Annotated in this window: 18 protein-coding genes and 1 riboswitch; of the genes, 2 read left to right on the top strand and 16 right to left on the bottom strand. The window is 64.5% G+C overall.

What is annotated here, in order from left to right; all coding sequences use genetic code 11:
- The 12 genes from H7225_RS15320 to H7225_RS15265 form a co-directional block, all read right to left on the bottom strand.
- A partial coding sequence (locus H7225_RS15320) for a PfkB family carbohydrate kinase (protein ID WP_290663352.1) occupies nt 1-1643 on the bottom strand: 1643 nt, incomplete at its 3' end.
- Nucleotides 1643-2461, bottom strand: a complete 819-nt coding sequence (locus tag H7225_RS15315) for a thiazole synthase (RefSeq protein ID WP_290663350.1) — start codon at nt 2459-2461, stop codon at nt 1643-1645. The genes H7225_RS15320 and H7225_RS15315, both read right to left, overlap by 1 nt.
- Nucleotides 2462-2463: 2 nt before the next feature.
- The gene (gene thiS, locus H7225_RS15310; RefSeq protein WP_290663348.1) at nt 2464-2685 is read right to left on the bottom strand and encodes a sulfur carrier protein ThiS; all 222 of its coding nucleotides are present in this window, start codon (nt 2683-2685) and stop codon (nt 2464-2466) included.
- Entirely contained in the window at nt 2682-3743 is a 1062-nt protein-coding gene (locus H7225_RS15305) for an FAD-dependent oxidoreductase (RefSeq protein ID WP_290663346.1), read from the bottom strand. The genes thiS and H7225_RS15305 overlap by 4 nt, the downstream gene beginning before the upstream one ends.
- A gap of 15 nt (nt 3744-3758) precedes the next feature.
- Nucleotides 3759-5693: a phosphomethylpyrimidine synthase ThiC gene (gene thiC, locus H7225_RS15300; RefSeq protein ID WP_290663344.1), complete on the bottom strand. Its 1935-nt coding sequence runs from the start codon at nt 5691-5693 to the stop codon at nt 3759-3761.
- 106 nt (nt 5694-5799) lie between these two features.
- A riboswitch (TPP riboswitch) is annotated at nt 5800-5925 on the bottom strand.
- Nucleotides 5926-5955: 30 nt separating this feature from the next.
- Nucleotides 5956-6156, bottom strand: coding sequence for a hypothetical protein (locus H7225_RS15295; RefSeq protein ID WP_290663342.1), 201 nt, complete (start codon nt 6154-6156; stop codon nt 5956-5958).
- Nucleotides 6157-6281: 125 nt separating this feature from the next.
- Entirely contained in the window at nt 6282-6524 is a 243-nt protein-coding gene (locus H7225_RS15290) for a hypothetical protein (RefSeq protein ID WP_290663340.1), read from the bottom strand.
- On the bottom strand, nt 6521-8425 hold the full coding sequence (locus H7225_RS15285) for a ferrous iron transporter B (RefSeq protein WP_290663338.1): 1905 nt from the start codon (nt 8423-8425) through the stop codon (nt 6521-6523). The genes H7225_RS15290 and H7225_RS15285 overlap by 4 nt, the downstream gene beginning before the upstream one ends.
- Before the next feature lie 25 nt (nt 8426-8450).
- Nucleotides 8451-8723 (bottom strand): FeoA family protein, encoded by a 273-nt coding sequence (locus tag H7225_RS15280; RefSeq protein ID WP_290663336.1) that lies wholly within the window; start codon nt 8721-8723, stop codon nt 8451-8453.
- Nucleotides 8724-9121: 398 nt separating this feature from the next.
- The gene (locus H7225_RS15275; RefSeq protein WP_290663334.1) at nt 9122-9442 is read right to left on the bottom strand and encodes a BON domain-containing protein; all 321 of its coding nucleotides are present in this window, start codon (nt 9440-9442) and stop codon (nt 9122-9124) included.
- Nucleotides 9443-9490: 48 nt separating this feature from the next.
- A complete protein-coding gene (locus H7225_RS15270) occupies nt 9491-9667 on the bottom strand; it encodes a DUF1328 family protein (protein WP_290663332.1) in 177 nt (58 codons plus the stop codon).
- Nucleotides 9668-9795: 128 nt separating this feature from the next.
- Nucleotides 9796-11139: a CHASE3 domain-containing protein gene (locus H7225_RS15265; protein WP_290663330.1), complete on the bottom strand. Its 1344-nt coding sequence runs from the start codon at nt 11137-11139 to the stop codon at nt 9796-9798.
- A 37-nt stretch (nt 11140-11176) separates the two neighbouring features.
- On the opposite strand from H7225_RS15265, the gene H7225_RS15260 reads away from it, so the two are divergent.
- A complete protein-coding gene (locus tag H7225_RS15260; protein WP_290663328.1) occupies nt 11177-11809 on the top strand; it encodes a response regulator transcription factor in 633 nt (210 codons plus the stop codon).
- Here H7225_RS15260 and H7225_RS15255 read toward each other — a convergent pair.
- Complete coding sequence (locus H7225_RS15255) at nt 11803-12210, bottom strand: response regulator (protein WP_290663326.1); 408 nt, start codon at nt 12208-12210, stop codon at nt 11803-11805. The two genes, H7225_RS15260 and H7225_RS15255, sit on opposite strands and share 7 nt — an antisense overlap.
- Before the next feature lie 245 nt (nt 12211-12455).
- On the opposite strand from H7225_RS15255, the gene H7225_RS15250 reads away from it, so the two are divergent.
- On the top strand, nt 12456-13007 hold the full coding sequence (locus tag H7225_RS15250) for a hypothetical protein (protein ID WP_290663324.1): 552 nt from the start codon (nt 12456-12458) through the stop codon (nt 13005-13007).
- Between the two features lie 99 nt (nt 13008-13106).
- Here H7225_RS15250 and H7225_RS15245 read toward each other — a convergent pair whose 3' ends face one another.
- From H7225_RS15245 to H7225_RS15235, 3 genes are read right to left on the bottom strand one after another with little or no spacing between them, the layout of a single operon-like run.
- Nucleotides 13107-13610, bottom strand: a complete 504-nt coding sequence (locus H7225_RS15245) for a hypothetical protein (protein WP_290663322.1) — start codon at nt 13608-13610, stop codon at nt 13107-13109.
- The gene (locus tag H7225_RS15240; RefSeq protein WP_290663320.1) at nt 13607-13999 is read right to left on the bottom strand and encodes a hypothetical protein; all 393 of its coding nucleotides are present in this window, start codon (nt 13997-13999) and stop codon (nt 13607-13609) included. The genes H7225_RS15245 and H7225_RS15240 overlap by 4 nt, the downstream gene beginning before the upstream one ends.
- Before the next feature lie 32 nt (nt 14000-14031).
- Nucleotides 14032-14418, bottom strand: coding sequence for a hypothetical protein (locus H7225_RS15235; RefSeq protein ID WP_290663318.1), 387 nt, complete (start codon nt 14416-14418; stop codon nt 14032-14034).
- Nucleotides 14419-14454: the final 36 nt, after the last annotated feature.

Here is a 14454-nt window from a genome sequence, read left to right as displayed (position 1 = left end):
GGCAGGGGCGCAGGGATGCGCTCCTGGGCCTCAAGCTGCCCCGCCGTCACGGCATGGCGCAGGGCCTCAAGGGTCTGCGCCATGTCGTCATGGTGCTCGCCCATGCCCCTGACCACGCACAGCGCGGCGGGCTGGTTGGCGGCAAAGCGCTGGACGTCCGCAGGGGTTAATAGCCCACCAATGGCGACCACGGGGGCAGGGCTGTGAGTTATCCACCATTGCAGGTTATCGGTGCCTTGCGGCCGCCAGGGCATGTCTTTGGTGGTGGTGGCCTGAACCGGTCCGCAGGCGATGTAGCTGGGCGCGCAGCCCGCCGCGCGCGCCAGCTCCCACAGGCTGTGTGAGCTCAGGCCCAACATGATGCGGTGGCGAGCCGAGAGCAGCAACGCATGGTCATCGGCGCTCATTCGGAGCAGGTCTTCCTGCCCCAGGTGCAGGCCCAGCGGGGGCTGGCTGGCGGTGCTCAGCGCGAGTGCCTCGCGCCAGTGGTCGTTGACGAACAACTGGGCATTGAAGCGTGAGCATGCTTGAACGCTGTCGTTCAGGTGCTTGTGCAATCCTTCTGCGGGTTTGTGCCGCAATTGCAGGCAACGCCAGCCGGCTTGCAGCGCGTCGTGAATTCTGGCAGCGGTGGGCACGATCCCGTACAGCCCGTCAGCAGGCGGGGTGAACCGCTGGAACAGGCCATCGCCAGCGGGCTGCGTGAGTCGCCATGGCAAGTCCTCGCCCAGGCCCAGGCAGGGCAGGGGTGCTCCGCCGTGGGCGGGGCCGGTGGCGAAGCCCGACCCGGCCATGACTGGTCCGGGGCCTGGTCCCGCCGCGTGGCTGTGGCTCAAGGCGTGGTGCGTCAGCATCTTGGCCAGCACCACCGCATCGGCTTCGACATGGCCCAGGGCCAGTGCGGCCGCCACACCGCTGGCGAACGTGCAGCCCGTGCCATGCGTGTGGAAGGTGTCGACCCGGGGCGCCGTCAACCAGCCGCTGGCGTGCGGGGTCAGCAGCCAATCGAGCGCATGGGCTGTCGTTGATGTGCACCAGGCCGAGGCGCCATCGCCACCCGTGATGACGACACCACGTGCGCCCATCTGTTGAAGCTGGCGGGCCATCTCGGGCAACAAGCCCTGGTCCAGGGCATGGCTGGCTTGAGGCCAGGCCAGCAAACGCGCCGCTTCCAGGCGATTGGGTGTGATCACCGTGGCCCGGGGGATCAACAGCTTGCGGTAGGCGCCCAGCACGGCCGGATCGGCAAAGGCGGCACCGCCCGCCGAGGCACCCAGCACCGGATCGATGACCAAGGCCAGTTGCCGATGCGGGTCTTCGCCAGTTGGTGTGGCCGCCCGAAAATGATCGACCCAGCGTGCCACGGCTTTGATGGCGGCCACGCTGCCCAGCAGGCCTGTCTTGATGGCGCGTGGCGGCAGGTCCAGCGCCAGCGCGGCGAGTTGGGCCTCCAGGGTGCTCGCATCGATGGGGACCACGGCCTGCACGCCTTGTGAGTTCTGCGCCGTCACGGCCGCGACCACCGGGCACAGGTGCACGCCCATGGCATCGGCCGCGCGCTGGTCGGCACTCAGGCCGGCGCCGCCGCCGCTGTCGTGGCCGGCGATGCTCCAGAGGATGGGAAGGCGGCTCGTTGCTGTCATCACAAGAGCACGAAGGGTTGGCCGCCCACGGGCGTGGTGGCCACGGCCACGTCGCTGTAGGGCATCAGTCCGGCCTCAAAACCGATGCGCCCGGCCTGCACCGCGTGGCCAAACGCCGTGGCCATGCGCACCGGGTGGCCCGACTGCGACACGGCCGAGTTCAGCAGAACGGCGTCCATGCCCAGCTCCATGGCGGCCGTGGCGTGTGAGGGGGCCCCCAAGCCCGCATCAACGATCAAGGTGGTGTGGGGCAGGCGCGCGCGCAAGGTCCGCAAGGCCCAGGGATTGAGCAGGCCCAGGCCCGAGCCGATGGGGGCGCCCCAGGGCATCAGCACCTTGCAGCCGGCATCGACCAGGCGCTGGCAGGTGACCAAATCGTCGGTGCAATAGGGCAGCACCTCGAAGCCATCGCTGACCAGTTGGCGGGCGGCATCGACCAGCTCAAACGGGTCGGGCTGCAAGGTCTGTTCGTCGCCCACCACTTCAAGCTTGATCCAATGGGTGCCGAGCAGTTCGCGGGCCATGTGGGCCAGGGTGATGGCCTCGCGGGCGCTGCGGCAACCGGCGGTGTTGGGCAGCAGGTGGGCGCCTTGCTCGCGGGCGGTGGTGCGGATGATGTCGACGAAGCCGTTGTCGCCGCCACCGGGCACGGCCAGCGTGCGCTTGAGGCCCAGGGTCAGCACCTGGCTGCCGCTGGCGATGATGGCCTCGCGCAAGACTTGGGGTGAGGGGTAGCCGGCGGTGCCGAGCAGGAAGCGGCTGGTCAGCAGTGTGTCGCCGATGTGCCATGCCTCATGGCCAAAGCGTGGGGTTTGCATCTTTAACCTCCTGTGATGGCACTGAAGCACAGCACGGCGTCGCCATTGTGCAAGGTGTGTTGAGCGCGTTGGCTGCGCGCCACGAACTCGCCATTGACGGCGGTGGCCACGGCGGTGTCGTCCAGGCCTCTGGCCTGGTGCAGGTGGGCCAGCAGATCGGCCACGGTGCTGCCCAGGGGCAACTGTTGGGCGCCCTGGTCGGTGTGAACGGTGATGAAGCTCATGTCAGCAGTCCAATCTGGCCCAGGGCCTCGTCCACCAGCGATGGCGCCAGCAGCCAGCCGTGGCGGTACAGGCCGTTGATGCGCACCAGGCCGGGCTCGACATGGCATTGCGGCCGGTGGTCGGGCAGGGCGGGGCGCAGGTTGGTGTCCATGCGCAGGATGCGGCTTTCGGCCAGGGCGGGCAGCACGCTGTGGGCGGCGGCCATCAACTCGACCGCGCTGCGCAGCGACATGGGCGAGCGGTCTTCGGTCTCGATCTCGCTGGCGCCCACCAGCACCACATCGTCTGGGCGGGGCACCACGTAGACGCGGTGACGCGGGTGCAGCAAGCGCACCGGGCGATTCAGGCCCAGGCCGGGCGCGTGCAGCCAGACCATCTCGCCGCGCACACCGCGCACCGCGCAACTGGCCTTGGCGCCCACGCCACGCAGGTCAAACACCCAGTCGTAGGGGCGGCCATCCAATTGGCCAGGCTGAATGTGTTGCACGGCTTGCGCCCAGTGCCACTGCACAGCGGGCGCGTCGTCGTGCAGGCGCAGCAAGGTGCGCACGGTGTCGATGTGGGCCTCGCCCGCCAGCAGCCAGGCGTGCAATCGGCCCAAGGTGCCGTGCAGCGAGGGCTCAAGCTGGGCGAGGGCCGCCGCATCCAGCGCCTGGGGTTGCGCCTCAGCGCTCGGTTCAGAGCCATCCACCAGGCGGGCCAGCACCCTGCGTGCCGCGCCCTGGTCGCTGCCATGGGCCACCAACAAGCTGCCTTGCCGTACAAAAAGCTTGGGGACGCCGGGGCTGGCCTGGCTCAGTCGGTCGGTGATCTCTTGCCAGCGTTCAATCGACTGCCAGCCGCGGTGGGCCACATCGGCCTCGGCGGTTTCGCGTTCGGCCATCGGGCTGAGCATGCCCGCCGCCGTGAAGCCTGCCGCGCCCCGCCCGTCAAAGCGGGGTTCGGGGCCAGCAGCCGGGTCGAAGACGCTGACGCGGTGGCCCGCGTGCGCCAGCGTCCAAGCCACCAGGCGGCCCAGCAAGCCCGCGCCCGCGATGCCGATGTTCATGCTTTGCATGGCGCTCGCGCTCGCTCAGGCCCGCGGGGCTTCCGATTTGATCGGGATGTACAGCTCACCGCCCACCTGCTTGAACTCGGCGGACTTCTCGGCCATGCCTCGGGCGATGGCACCACCGGCGCCCAGGCCCTGCTGCGCCGCGAACTCGCGCACCTCTTGCGTGATCTTCATCGAGCAAAACTTGGGGCCGCACATTGAGCAGAAGTGCGCCACCTTGGAGGCATCCTTGGGCAGCGTCTCGTCATGGAAATCACGCGCGGTCTCCGGGTCCAGGCCCAGGTTGAACTGGTCTTGCCAGCGAAAGTCAAAGCGCGCTTGCGACAGCGCATCGTCACGCGCCCGCGAGCCCGGATGCCCCTTGGCCACGTCGGCCGCGTGCGCCGCGATCTTGTAGGCGATCAGGCCTTGCTTGACGTCGTCGCGGTTGGGCAAGCCCAGGTGCTCTTTGGGCGTGACGTAGCAGAGCATGGCCGTGCCCATCCAGCCGATCATCGCGGCGCCGATGGCCGAGGCGATGTGGTCATAGCCCGGCGCGATGTCAATGGTCAGTGGGCCCAGGGTATAGAAGGGCGCCTCGTGGCAGGTTTTGAGCTGCTCGTCCATGTTGGCCTGGATCAGGTGCATGGGCACGTGGCCGGGGCCTTCGATCATGGTCTGCACATCGTGCTTCCAGGCGATCTGCGTCAACTCGCCCAGCGTGCGCAACTCGGCGAATTGCGCTTCGTCATTGGCATCGCTCAGCGATCCCGGGCGCAGGCCATCGCCCAGCGAGAAGCTCACGTCATACGCTTTCATGATCTCGCAGATCTCTTCGAAGTGCGTGTGCAAAAAGTTCTCTTTGTGATGCGAGATGCACCACTTGGCCAGGATCGAGCCGCCACGCGAGACGATGCCGGTGCGTCGTCCGGCCGTCAGATGGATGAACGCCAGCCTCACGCCCGCATGGATGGTGAAGTAGTCCACGCCCTGTTCGGCCTGCTCGATCAGTGTGTCGCGGTAGATGGCCCAGCTCAGGTCTTCGGCCACGCCGCCCACCTTCTCCAGCGCCTGGTAAATCGGCACGGTGCCAATCGGCACGGGGCTGTTGCGCACGATCCAGTCGCGCGTGGTGTGGATGTGCTTGCCGGTGGACAAATCCATCACGTTGTCGGCGCCCCAGCGGATCGCCCACACCAGCTTTTCAACCTCTTCTTCAATCGACGACGTGACCGCCGAGTTGCCGATGTTGGCGTTGATCTTGACCAGGAAGTTGCGGCCAATGGCCATCGGCTCCAGCTCGGTGTGGTTGATGTTGGCGGGGATGATGGCCCGACCACGCGCCACCTCGGAGCGCACGAACTCGGGCGTGATCTCGCGCGGGATCAGGGCGCCCATCGGGTTGCCGCGCAGGCGCGTTTCGCGTTCGGCGTCTTGCTGGTAAGCGGTGCGCCAATCACCCACGCCATCGGCCATCTCCAGCCGGCGCTGGTTCTCGCGGATGGCCACGTATTCCATCTCGGGCGTGATGATGCCCCGACGCGCATAGTGCATTTGCGTGACGTTGAGGCCTGACTTGGCGCGGCGCGGCGTGCGTTGCAGCGCGCTGGCGGCGGCACGCAGGGCGGCCATGCGTTCATCATGGCGCTCGTCGGGCTTGAGGCCGTCGTCCACGGCCTGGATGCTGCGGCCTGGGTAGGATTCGGTGTCGCCACGGGCCAGGATGGCGGCCTCGCGCACGGGCGGCAGGCCGCGCGTCACGTCGATCTCCACCGTGGGGTCGGAGTAAGGGCCGGAGCAGTCGTACAAAGTGACCGCTTCGCCGTTGGTCAGCGAGACCTCTCGCATGGGCACGCGCACGCCGGGCTGGCTGCCTTCCACGTAGATCTTGCGGGACGCGGGCAGGGGTTCGCGCGTCAGGCGAGCGAGTTCGCTCAGGGTGGCCAGGGCGACAGCAGGATCGGGTGCGTTCATGGGCGGTTTCCTCGGGTGGCAGTGGTGAATCACATGCTCCGAGGGGTGCCTGGGCGAGACGGAATGATGTCGTCAGCCGGGACCGTGCCATTGGCAGGAGGAGGTCCCCATCAGGTACAGCTCTTCTTTCGCCGGTATGAGCCGGATCAAGTTCAGCGGGTTCGGTCGTTGACCATCTCAGCGCAACACGATGAACAAGGATTCATCGCGAGGCACACCCCGGAGCAGTGGCCAGTGTAATGCCAAGTTGGCCTGTTGGGGGCTACTGGGCCAGGGTCGCGGTGGTGGCGGTGGTCAGGTTGCCGGCGGGTTTAACTTGGGCAGGGCTGCCTTCGCGGTCAAACACCAGGTGCCACACCTTCGCGACCAGCGAGGGGCTGGCGGCGGACGAGGCTTCTGTCGTGGTCGGTCCCAGGAGGACAAACGCCAGAGCCAGTGGTGCGATGGCAAACAAGGGACGCATAGATTGGTAGAAAACCTGATATGAAGTTATTGAGGCCAAGTGTAGGTCTCAATTTGTCATCCTGTCACCCCCATTGCAAGGGGTGCGCACCCCTAAGGCGGGGGGGTGTCATGGGGCCACCGTGGTTATTGGCGTGGCCGCACGATCTTGATGCGGTGGTCTCGCTGGGGCGCGGCGCCCGACGAGCCACATTGCTGGCAGGCACCATTGGCTTGGCCGCAGGCTGCTTTGGCCGCAGCGGGGGTGGTTTTCAGGCCCAACAAGCTGGCCAAGGTGGGCCACCAGCGCCGGCCCAGGTAGGCCGCCGCCGTGAGCACGATGCCGAGGGCCACCAAGTCTTGCCAAATCGCGCTGCCATGCATGCTCACGCCCCCCAGGCCAGGGCCAGGCGGTAGACCACCCAGCAGGCCGCATAGGCCAAGATGAACAGGTAGGCCGTCATGGCCAGGGGCACGGCCCAGCCATTGGTTTCACGCTTGACCACGATCATGGTGGACAGGCATTGCGGGGCGAACACGTACCAGGTCATCAGCGACAAGGCGGTGGGCAGGGACCACGCTTGCCCGATCACGGTGGTCAAGGCGCCGGTCAGGGCATCTCCGGTCTGTGACATGGCGTACACGGTGCCCAAGGCACTGACCGCCACTTCGCGCGCAGCCAGGCCGGGCACCAGCGCAATGCAGATCTGCCAGTTGAAACCAATCGGCTCAAAAATCACCTGCAGCGCGCGACCGGCCATGCCCGCCAGGCTGTACTCGATGGCCGGGCCGGTGGCATCCAGCGGCGGGGCCGGGTAGGTCGACAAAAACCACAGGATGACCATCAAGGCCAGGATGATGGTGCCCACGCGCGTGACGAAAATCTGCGCGCGCTCCCACAAGCCCAGCGCCAGGTTGCGCAGGTGCGGCCAGTGGTAGTCGGGCAGCTCCATCAGCAAGGGCTGCGCGTGCGACTGGCGCATGAACAGCTTGAGCACCAGCGCCACGATCAGGCCCGCCAGGATGCCGGCCGCGTACAAGGCGAACAGCACCAGGCCCTGCAGGTTGAAGATGCCGCCCACCGTTTGGCTGGGGATGAAGGCGGCGATCAGCAGCGCGTACACCGGCAGGCGGGCCGAGCAGGTCATCAGCGGCGCGATCAGGATGGTCACCAGGCGGTCGCGCGGATTGGCGATGGTGCGCGTGGCCATGATGCCGGGGATGGCGCAGGCAAAGCTGGACAGCAGCGGGATGAAGGCGCGGCCCGACAGGCCGACGCTGCCCATGACCCGGTCCAGCAAAAAGGCAGCGCGGGGCAGGTAGCCGGAATCTTCCAGGGCCAGGATGAAGAAGAACAGGATCAGGATCTGCGGCAGGAAGACCAGCACGCTGCCCGTGCCGCTGATGATGCCGTCCACCAGCAGGCCGCGCAGCATGCCTTCGCCCATGTGGGCGCCCACCCATTGACCAAACGCGCCCATGCCGGTGTCGATGAATTCCATGGGCGCGGCCGCCCAGCTGAACACGGCCTGGAAGACCAGGAACATCAGCACGGCCAGGATCGCGGGGCCCAGCACGGGGTGCAAGGCGTATTGATCGATTCGGGCGGTGAGGCTGGGGCCAGAGGCGGGCATCACCACGCACCGCGTCAGCAACTCGCTCACGCGCTGGTGGGTGGCTTCTACCGGGATGGCGGCAATGCGGTCGACGCGGCGAATGGCGGGTTGGCTGGAAAGTTTGGTCCAGTCCAGGCGGTCCAGCTGCGCCAGCAAGGCTTGCTCGCCACCGGCCTTCACGGCCACGGCTTCGATCACGGGCACGCCCAACTCGTCTTGCAGTCGGGTCACATCAATGTGGATGCCGCGTTTGCGGGCCAGGTCCATCATGTTGACGACCAGCACCATGGGCGCATCAAGAGATTGCAGCTCCAGCACCATGCGCAGGTTTAAGCGCAGATTGGTGGCATCCACCACGCAGACCAGGCCCACGGGGCTGGCTTCGCCGGGGCGCGTGCCTGCGATCACGTCGCGGGTGATGGTCTCGTCGGGCGTGGTGGGCAGCAGGCTGTAGGCGCCGGGCAGGTCAAGCACGCGCCAGGCCTGGCCGGCGGGCGACACGAACTGGCCTTCCTTGCGCTCCACCGTCACGCCGGCGTAGTTACCGACCTTTTGGCGGGCCCCCGTTAGGCGGTTGAACAACGCGGTTTTGCCGCAATTGGGGTTGCCCACCAGGGCAATCAGCGGGGCGGTCAAGGGGGAAGTGGGGACAGGCGCTAAGGCCGCATCAGACATGACGGGAACTGCCGGTTCGCAAGGGTCAGGCGTGGACCACTTCGATCATGGAGGATTCGAGGGTGCGCATGGCGAAGGTGCTGGTGCCCACGCGCACGGCCAGTGGGCCGCTGCCAGCGAACATGCGGCGCAGCACCTCAACCCGCTCTCCGGGGACGAAGCCCAACTCCATGAGGCGGCGTTTAAGGGCCGCGCCGTCTTTGGTGGCGGTGCGGATGCTTCGGATGGTGGCCACCACACGCACAGGCAGCGTGTCCAGGGTGATGGACGAAGAAGCGGTGGCGTGAGCAGATTTCATCCACCCATTCTAAATTCAAATGCGAACGATTCGCAACTTGTTTCTGTCACACGGCTTGAGGCAGGTCAAACATGGCATGACATCAGCGACGCTTGGTCTTCGCGCGGCACCACGTGATCGATTTCGGATGGGCGCCCTGGCCGCGCACGGGGTTCGCCGCAGTGGCATCGGTGCGCAAAAGCGGGGCTCTTGGTGTCATCTTGGTCGATCGGCGGGGCGCGGTGTGAAGTTAACGTGCAGGCCTCGCCCAGATCATCAGGGCACGGTGTGCCACCGAAAAACCACAAATCGACGCCGTCCAGGTCATGGGGATTCGAGTTCATGGGGTCCTCCCTGTGATGGCAGCGCCACCCTGAAACCGTTCAAAGACTTTTTCAGAATGGCGCCACATTTCTAAATCAAGGGCGAACAGCGATTTCGTTCTTGACCGACTTCACGCCCTTGACATCGCGGGCGATGGCGGCGGCCGAGTCCTTCTCGTTCTGGCTCTTGGCAAAGCCCGACAGCATCACGGTGCCGTTCAAGGTTTCGACATGGATGGCGGCTGCGTCTACCGACTTGGCGTCCACGAACTTGGCCTTGATCTTGGTGGTGACGGCAGCGTCATCGACGTATTCACCCACGGTGGATTGATCGCGCGTCACGGCGCAGCCGGAAATGATGATCATTGACGAGGCGGCCAGGGCCAGAACAGCGGCGGTGCGTTTGTTGAAAAACATGGAAATTCTCCTTTTAGGGGCGGGAAACAAGGGTGAAATCGGCTTGGCTTATTTCTTGATCGCGCCGATGCCCAGCAAAGCCAGGCCAACCACGACGATGAACAGCACAAGGAACAGCACGAACAAAAACTTGGCAATGCCTGCTGCACCGGCGGCGATGCCGGTGAAGCCGAACAGGCCGGCCACCAGAGCAATCACCGCAAAAATCAGTGCCCACTTCAGCATGAACATCTCCAGGAAATTGAGGTCTGTCGATGTAGAAACTTTAGGTTTCCACGGTCGATGCAGCCATCAGCGTTCCGCGCATTCCCCTGTAGGACGGCGCCCCGTGACACTGTCGTCGAATGAGTTGCTCAGGCAACCAAAGGCACGGTGGCACCGATGCGCGTGCCCTGTCCGGGCGATGACTCCAGGACCAGCTCACCGCCTTCGGCCTCGACGCGGTAACGCATGCCGAGCAGGCCGTGCGCCGAGCTGGGTTGTTGCGAAGGATCAAAGCCCACACCGTCGTCTTTCACGGCAATGCAGGCCTGGCCATCAAGGGCGTTCAGGTCCACCGTGACGGTTTTGGCCTTGGCGTATTTGGCGATGTTGGTGAAGGCCTCTTGCACCAGGCGGTACACGGTCAGCGCGGCCGAGGGGCTCAGGCTGACGGCATTAAGGTGGCAGTCAACCAGCAGGCCCGAGCGCGTGGCGAACTCGCGCGACTGAATCTCCAGCGCAGCCACCAGGCCCAGTGTGCTCAATGAAGAAGGGCACAGGTCTTCAACAATGCGGCGCTTGAGCGCGATCACCTCGTTGAGGTTGTCGTTGAGGTGGGCCAGGCGCTCAGCCAACTCGGGCGTGAGTGTGCCCAGGCGCGACTTGATGCGGGCGGCATCCAGCTTGGCGGCGGTGAGCAAAGCGCCCAGTTCATCGTGCAGTTCGCGGGCCAGGCGGCCACGCTCGTCTTCGCGGATAGTTTGCAGGTAGCGGGTCAGGTCGGTGAGGTGTGTGGTGCGCCGCTTGACCTCGAACTCCAGCTGGTCGCGCTCGGCCTGGACGGCCTGGCTTTGGGCCAGGCGTTGAGCGTTGAGCGCGTTGGTCTGCGCCAGGAACATGGTCAGGGCCAGGAAGCTGATGGCGGTCATGGCGGCCACGCCGATGCGGTTGAGCATCAGGGTGTTGTGCACGTCCGCGTGGGCGGTCGTGACCTTGCTGGTTTCACCCTTCAGCAACTCCGTGGCCACGGCACGCACCGACTCCATGTCCTGCTGGCCGATGTTGGACAGGACCATGGCGCGCCAGGCTTCATCTTTGCCCTCGTCGTGCAGGCGGATGGTGATGGCCACCTCGCCCAGCTTGCGCTGCGTCAGGATCTGCAACTCCTGGGCGCTTTTTTGATGGGCCGTGTCTTTGGCGTAGTACTGGACGAGCCATTTGAGGGCGTCATTGCTGTCGTCGATGGCACCGTTCAAAGGCGCCAGGTACTCTTTGCGGTTGGTCAGCAAATAGCCGCGCTGGCTGGTTTCGGCATCGACCAGGCGGCGCAGCAAGGTGTTGATCTGTGAGCGCGCCTGGGCCATCATGCCCATGTCATCCATGGAGTCCGTGGCCTGCCAGTACGAGGTCTCGCTGATGAAGAGCATGGCCAGCGCCGCCAATGCCGCCAACGGAAAGGCGTAGGCACTGCGTTTGATCTGTGTCAGGCTTATCATCGTCATCATCCTACTTCCAACTGATCGAACGTCGACCATGATTCGAATTGCCATCATTGACGACCACGCCATCGTGCGCGCCGGACTGCGTCAGTTTTTCTCCGACCAGGTGGACCTGAAGGTCACGGGTGAAGCCTCCAACGGCCGAGAGGCCCTGGAGCTGGTGCGGGCTGGTGACGTGGACGTGCTGGTGATGGACCTGTCCATGCCCGATCAAAGCGGCGTCGATGCGCTGGCGGCCATCCGGGCCCGTGCCCCTGACTTGCCGGTGTTGATCCTGAGCGGTTTCCCTGAAGAACATTACGCCTTGACCTTGCTGCGCCAGGGCGCCAGCGGTTACCTCAACAAAGAGTGCGACCCTGAAGAAATCGTCAAGGCCATCCGCACCGTGTTCCGTGGCCGTAAATACATCACCGCCGGCGTGGCTGAAATGCTGGCCGATGGCCTGGGCGGTGATCCTGACAAGTCCTTGCACGAGCAACTGTCCGAGCGCGAGTTCCAGGTGTTTCTGCGGCTGGCCAAGGGCGAGACCATTGGCCACATGGCCGACAGCATGTCCCTGAGCGTCAAGACCGTGAGCACCTACCGCTCGCGTGTGATGGAAAAAATGAACCTGGCTTCGAACAGCGACCTGACCTATTACGCGCTCAAGAACGGCTTGATTCAGTGAGCGTCGGGGCTGCTGGCGCTGTGGTCATGGTTGACCAGCGCCACGCAGTAATCGATCAGGCTGTCGATCTCGTTTGATTTGTCGAAGACCTGGTCGGCGCCCAACTCCAGGCAGCGTCGGCGCATGTCGGGCGTGGCGTAGTTGCTGAGCACAACGTGCTTTCGCGCTGAAGGCGCCGGGTGGGTTTTTTGCAGCACGCCCAGCCCTGATCCCCGTTTGATGAAGATGTCGACGATGACCAGGTCGCAAACGTTGTTGCCGTCATTCAGCCAGGCCACCGCATTGGCTTCGTCTTCGGCCGTGCCCACCACCTGCAAGGACACCATCTCTTCCAGCGTCGCGATGAGGTTCTCGCGAATCACCGGGCTGTCCTCAACGATGAAGGCTTTCAGGGGTGTCATTGACTGCTCAGTCTGTGTGGCGGTGTGTGAATGTCTCAATGAATTATCGCCGCAGCCTGTGGGCGGCGCCATTGGAAGATCTCCTAGCTGTTTGTAGGAACTCACCTACAGTTTCTTGCGTAGGACAAAAACTACGAGCGCTTGCGGCACCGTCTGGTTGGGGGAAGGCGGCGGTTTTTGGACACTGGAGTTCAGCCTGTCGGCAACGATGGGTCGATAACTTAACTACTCGCAAGGAACTCACCATGTCTAAAACCACCACCATCCAAGCCGCTGTCCTGGCCCTTTGCCTGAGCGCCGTGTCGTATGCGAATGCAGCCGGCACGATCACCAAGGCCGACTACCGTGTCGGCAAGGACGCCGCCACCGCCACCTACAAGGCCGACAAGGAAGCCTGTGACAAGATGACCGCCAACGCCAAGGATATCTGCGTGGCCGAAGCCAAGGGCAAAGAAAAGGTCACCAAGGCCGAGCTGGAATACCACTACACGGGCAAGGCTGGCGACCGCAAGCACCTGGCCGATGTGAAGGCCGAAACGGCTTATGACGTCGCCAAGGAAAAGTGCGATGACAAGACCGGCAACGACAAGGACGTCTGCGTGAAAGAAGCCAAGGCCATGGAAACCAAGGCCAAGGCCGAAGCCAAGCTGAACAAGGAAGTGGGCGATGCTTCTAAGGAAGCCGTTGAAGACAAGATGGGCGCCGACTACAAGGTGGCCAAGGAAAAGTGCGATGCCCTGTCGGGCGATGCCAAGTCAAGCTGCATGGACAGCGCCAAGATGCACTACAAGAAGTAAGGCAAGCGGCTCCTTCGGGGGCCTGTGGTCTGGCAAAGCAAAGAGCTTGCATCCGTTAAAAGATGCAGGCTCTTTGCTTGGGTCGGTGCGCTTGAAACGTCAGGGTTGTTGACGGGGGGTGGACAGTTGGTGCATCCAGGTGATGACGCTGTTGGCCAGCGTGCCCACAAAGGGCTGTTTGGCCAGGCCCAACACCGATTGCGAGACCACGCCTTTGATCAGCAAGGATTTGACCAAGCCACGGCCGGGCCGGAACCAGACCAGTGAGCCACCGATGGCGGCGGCCACCAGCACCAGGCCGAGCGGATGTTTTTTGGCCAGGGGCTGAAGGGCCTCTCGAACCAGACCGCTGGCCAGGTGGGTGGCGGGACGCCAGGGGTGGCTTTCCCACCAGCCCTGCAGGGCGTTGAAGGTTGAGGACAGGATGGGGTGTTCGCGCAGTTCTCGCATCCAGGCCTGCAGTTGCTCAGGCAGCGCGGGGCCTGACGATTCGCCTTCTTCGTCGGGGGCCTCATCGGGGGGCGTCAGCCAAAGACGGATGCGTTCGCGGGACTGTTGCAGGCGAATTTCGGCGGGAAGGGGTGAACGTGTTGGCTTGCTCATGACGAGGTCGCTTGCTTGAGCATGGCCACGTCGGCGGCGATTTGCTGGCGCAAGGCCTGGAAGCCGGGCGTGCGCTCTTCTTGTTTCATGATCACGGCGATGGCGGCGCACAGTGCGGCCATGCCCAAGGGCACCAGCCACAGAGCCCAGGGCAACTGCAACTGCTGCAATTGGGCGCTGGGCGTGATGAGCCAAAGCATGAGCCCAACGCCAACCAGGATCAAGGTCACGGTGGCCAGCAAAGCCAGCACCGCGAACGTGACCCAATGGCGTTTGAACTGCCCCTGGAAGCTGCCCATTTCTTCACCCAACAACTCTGCGTACGACTGCAAGTGCTCGCTCAGCAGCTCGGGCTCGGTGGCCATCAGTTGAAGCAGTGGACGCATCATGTGGCAGCTCCCTGGGGCAAGGTTCTTCGGTGTTAGGTGCGGTCGCGGTTGCGGCTCACCAGCTTGGCGATGGCGAACAGCGCGGCACCAGCGGCTGCGGCGATCAGCACCGACTTGACGGGCTCTTCCTTGATGTAGCTGACGGTGGAGTTGGCCGCGTTGGTGGCTTGCAGGCGCGCGCGCTTGGAGCCTTCGCGCACGGCGTCAACTGTCTTGCGGCCAAGGGCTTCGGCTTGGGCACTCAAGCGGCCGATGAGCGGGGCGGCTTGGTCGCTGGCTTCATGCACCCTGTCCGCCAGGTTGTCGAGCGCATTGTTGGCCGCGCGCTGCGTGGACTTGATGGCTCCGTCAGCGGTTTGGGTGGCGTTATCGGCCGCTTCCGAGGCGGTTTGTTGGAAGGACTTGATGGGGGTATTCATGGAATTTCCTTTCGAGGGTGATTAACAGCAATGCAA

The sequence above is a fragment of the Aquabacterium sp. genome, from assembly GCF_014378415.1.
In the GTDB taxonomy this organism is placed as follows: domain Bacteria; phylum Pseudomonadota; class Gammaproteobacteria; order Burkholderiales; family Burkholderiaceae_C; genus Aquabacterium.
Note: the sequence above shows the minus strand (reverse complement) of the source record. Positions and strands in the feature narration are given on the sequence as shown.

Excerpts from the sequence above, each read along its gene's own strand:
- H7225_RS15235 (WP_290663318.1), bottom strand. The coding sequence starts at position 14,418 with ATGAATACCCCCATCAAGTCCTTCCAACAAACCGCCTCGGAAGCGGCC.
- thiS (WP_290663348.1), bottom strand. The coding sequence starts at position 2,685 with ATGAGCTTCATCACCGTTCACACCGACCAGGGCGCCCAACAGTTGCCC.
- H7225_RS15275 (WP_290663334.1), bottom strand. The coding sequence starts at position 9,442 with ATGTTTTTCAACAAACGCACCGCCGCTGTTCTGGCCCTGGCCGCCTCG.
- H7225_RS15305 (WP_290663346.1), bottom strand. The coding sequence starts at position 3,743 with ATGCAAAGCATGAACATCGGCATCGCGGGCGCGGGCTTGCTGGGCCGC.
- thiC (WP_290663344.1), bottom strand. The coding sequence starts at position 5,693 with ATGAACGCACCCGATCCTGCTGTCGCCCTGGCCACCCTGAGCGAACTC.
- H7225_RS15240 (WP_290663320.1), bottom strand. The coding sequence starts at position 13,999 with ATGATGCGTCCACTGCTTCAACTGATGGCCACCGAGCCCGAGCTGCTG.
- H7225_RS15295 (WP_290663342.1), bottom strand. The coding sequence starts at position 6,156 with ATGCGTCCCTTGTTTGCCATCGCACCACTGGCTCTGGCGTTTGTCCTC.
- H7225_RS15260 (WP_290663328.1), top strand. The coding sequence starts at position 11,177 with ATGATTCGAATTGCCATCATTGACGACCACGCCATCGTGCGCGCCGGA.
- H7225_RS15315 (WP_290663350.1), bottom strand. The coding sequence starts at position 2,461 with ATGCAAACCCCACGCTTTGGCCATGAGGCATGGCACATCGGCGACACA.
- H7225_RS15270 (WP_290663332.1), bottom strand. The coding sequence starts at position 9,667 with ATGCTGAAGTGGGCACTGATTTTTGCGGTGATTGCTCTGGTGGCCGGC.
- H7225_RS15250 (WP_290663324.1), top strand. The coding sequence starts at position 12,456 with ATGTCTAAAACCACCACCATCCAAGCCGCTGTCCTGGCCCTTTGCCTG.
- H7225_RS15265 (WP_290663330.1), bottom strand. The coding sequence starts at position 11,139 with ATGATAAGCCTGACACAGATCAAACGCAGTGCCTACGCCTTTCCGTTG.
- H7225_RS15255 (WP_290663326.1), bottom strand. The coding sequence starts at position 12,210 with ATGACACCCCTGAAAGCCTTCATCGTTGAGGACAGCCCGGTGATTCGC.
- H7225_RS15245 (WP_290663322.1), bottom strand. The coding sequence starts at position 13,610 with ATGAGCAAGCCAACACGTTCACCCCTTCCCGCCGAAATTCGCCTGCAA.
- H7225_RS15280 (WP_290663336.1), bottom strand. The coding sequence starts at position 8,723 with ATGAAATCTGCTCACGCCACCGCTTCTTCGTCCATCACCCTGGACACG.
- H7225_RS15285 (WP_290663338.1), bottom strand. The coding sequence starts at position 8,425 with ATGTCTGATGCGGCCTTAGCGCCTGTCCCCACTTCCCCCTTGACCGCC.